The sequence below is a fragment of the Paenibacillus sp. IHBB 3054 genome (genome assembly GCF_051594305.1).
GTDB lineage: Bacteria > Bacillota > Bacilli > Paenibacillales > Paenibacillaceae > Paenibacillus_AQ.
In genome coordinates, this window is record NZ_JBOFBG010000088.1 from 1 (window position 1) to 2,304 (window position 2,304).

The following is a 2,304-nucleotide window of genomic DNA, read 5'->3' on the forward strand; positions in this document are numbered from 1 at the left end:
GTGGACGATTACGATTTAGAGAACCTTGGGCTGATTAACCAAGAAGACATGTAATGCGCATTCCGAGAGTAATGATCAATTAACGCAAGCTATGACATTAAAAAAGGAGAGGCTGACTTTGAAATACAACGAGATTTATCGAGACTTGTTTGAGGTTGGAAATGATTATTTCCTTGCACATTGTATTAGTTCTGATGCAAATATGGGGGCAGGAATTGCAGTTCAATTTAAAAAGAGATTCGGTCTTGGTAATCTTCAAAAGGAAGCGAAACAAACACCATTGAAAATCGGGAGTTGTGTGATCGTGGGCAGGGTTCTAAATCTTGTAACTAAGAAAGTATATTGGGGAAAACCGACTTATGAAACATTTACTAACTCGATAGAGGATATGAAAAGGGTAGCTATGGATAACGGAATTAATAAAATAGCCATGCCTCAAATTGGAGCAGGCTTAGATAGATTAAGCTGGTCGAAAAACCGAGAAATTATCCAACAAGTTTTCAAGAATATAGATATTGAAATTCTCGTTTGTCGATTTAAGTAGTCTCTTAATGCAAAGACGATAAACAATAGACGCAAACTGAGCAGTTTAATGAATAGGGTGAGTACATGCCATTTATAAAGAAATCTGATTTAGAAAATATGTTAAGAAGCGCTTTTGGTACAGGCTTTTGGAGTGCTCTTAGTGTAGACCATGAAGAAGATAGTCTCCACATTAGACAGGAAGAAGATTTCCAAAAGTTTTATGAAGAATGGCTTAGACGCAAATAGTTCATTAAAAATAAGGAGGAGTCAATGATGATCGCAGTAAAAAACTTGAAGGTAGTAAATCTATGTTGGGAGTGCGGAAAGGCACACGATGATGTTCCATATAGCTTTACGGCGAGAGACAAGACAGTAAAATGTGATGCTTGCGTAGGTAACGTTGTGTCGAAAACTGGCAAGGTGCGGATGACACTAATATCTGCAATTCCCGTTTTCGTAATAGACGATGGAGAGACACATCGGTGGGCTGCCAAATCCGCTGAAGAAGCTAAGGCAGCGCACATTGAAATGTATGGTGAGCTGGACGAGGAAGCGACGATTACTCAAATTACCGATCCGATAGAATTCAATCGAAGATTTATCCTTCCAGAGGAACAAAACCGAGTGTTGAAATCAATAAATGATGTCGTAAGCGAGATCGAAGAGTTTCCTGCCTTAATCAGTTCATCTGTTTGGTGATTGACGCATACGGTTCATTAAAAAGTGAAGGAATGATGAAAATGAAAGCAGGGCAATGGATGTTTAACCATCAGCCGGACGGCATCTGGGGAACTGGTGCATATCACGATACGAAAGAGGCGGCGATGGCTGAAGGCAAGTCTTATTATTTGCCGGAAGATTACAAAACCCTATACGTTGGTCAAGTGGAACCTTACGGGCCAACTATTACGGTTGATGCTGAACGGGTGCTGGAAGACATCGGGGAATCTGTGTATGACGAGTGCGGTGAAAGCGCTGAGGGTTACTTGTCCTATGTTAAGCCGGAGCATGAGCAGATTTTATCTGATCGGCTGACAAAGGCAGTCAGTGAGTGGATGCAGGAATTTGGCTACACCCCGGATTTCTTCAAGATCGTGAATACCGAGCCATTCAAGAACAAGTAAGACGCAAACTATGAAGGGAAGTGTCTTATGAAATACTATGTTTTACTGTTTGATAAGGAAAATCGAGACAATATTCTAAAGGTTATCTCTGAACCTGTATCAGAAAGAGAAGCTGAAAAAATCAAGAAAGAACAGAATGCTCTTTTGGATTTGTCTAAGGAATATGCCGATGTTGTTCCTGTTAAAAACTAATGCGCAGTTCGAAGAAATTGCCCTTTGGGAAAATAGCATATTAAGTTGAGCAATTAGAGTTCGTGGGTAAACGATATAAATAGATTTTCATTTATGAGTTTCAATTTGAGGTGACCCAGGTCACCTTTCTATTTTAATGAAGAAACAGTTCCAAAAAGCATGCTTTATGAGACAGTGAAATGGCTGTTCATTTCTTCGTTTCAAAAAGCCTTAAAAACAGTTTAGAAACGTCTCACTGATTCAATGGGTCATTTGAGACGTTTTTATAGTGGGAGGGGTTCCATCGATGAAGATTGCATACGGAAGAGTTTCAACCAAGGAGCAGAATGTAGAGCGGCAGCTCCTGAAATTTCGAGAATTGGGGATCGAGGAACGATTTGTTTTTGTTGATAAGCAGAGCGGCAAAGATTTTGATCGTCCACGGTATCAGGCGATGCGGCATATGCTGCGGGAAGGAGATCTA

General features: G+C 40.3%; 6 protein-coding genes. All 6 read left to right on the forward strand.

Annotation, left to right across the window (positions count from 1 at the left end):
* Window positions 1–118 precede the first annotated feature (118 nt).
* Window positions 119–544, forward strand: coding sequence for a macro domain-containing protein (locus tag ACQ76X_RS35665; protein WP_438498626.1), 426 nt, complete (start codon window positions 119–121; stop codon window positions 542–544).
* Between the two features lie 65 nt (window positions 545–609).
* Window positions 610–771: a hypothetical protein gene (locus ACQ76X_RS35670; protein ID WP_438498627.1), complete on the forward strand. Its 162-nt coding sequence runs from the start codon at window positions 610–612 to the stop codon at window positions 769–771.
* Window positions 772–795: 24 nt separating this feature from the next.
* Entirely contained in the window at window positions 796–1,224 is a 429-nt protein-coding gene (locus ACQ76X_RS35675; RefSeq protein WP_438498628.1) for a hypothetical protein, read from the forward strand.
* Window positions 1,225–1,283: 59 nt separating this feature from the next.
* Window positions 1,284–1,649 (forward strand): hypothetical protein, encoded by a 366-nt coding sequence (locus tag ACQ76X_RS35680; protein ID WP_438498629.1) that lies wholly within the window; start codon window positions 1,284–1,286, stop codon window positions 1,647–1,649.
* A gap of 27 nt (window positions 1,650–1,676) precedes the next feature.
* Entirely contained in the window at window positions 1,677–1,841 is a 165-nt protein-coding gene (locus tag ACQ76X_RS35685) for a hypothetical protein (RefSeq protein WP_438498630.1), read from the forward strand.
* 286 nt (window positions 1,842–2,127) lie between these two features.
* Window positions 2,128–2,304, forward strand: a 177-nt coding sequence (locus ACQ76X_RS35690) for a recombinase family protein (RefSeq protein WP_438498631.1), incomplete at its 3' end; no start/stop codon positions are given.

What these genes read in the sequence shown, in the direction of transcription:
- ACQ76X_RS35670 (WP_438498627.1), top strand. Translation starts at nt 610, where the DNA reads ATGCCATTTATAAAGAAATCTGATTTAGAAAATATGTTAAGAAGCGCT.
- ACQ76X_RS35675 (WP_438498628.1), top strand. Translation starts at nt 796, where the DNA reads ATGATGATCGCAGTAAAAAACTTGAAGGTAGTAAATCTATGTTGGGAG.
- ACQ76X_RS35680 (WP_438498629.1), top strand. Translation starts at nt 1,284, where the DNA reads ATGTTTAACCATCAGCCGGACGGCATCTGGGGAACTGGTGCATATCAC.
- ACQ76X_RS35685 (WP_438498630.1), top strand. Translation starts at nt 1,677, where the DNA reads ATGAAATACTATGTTTTACTGTTTGATAAGGAAAATCGAGACAATATT.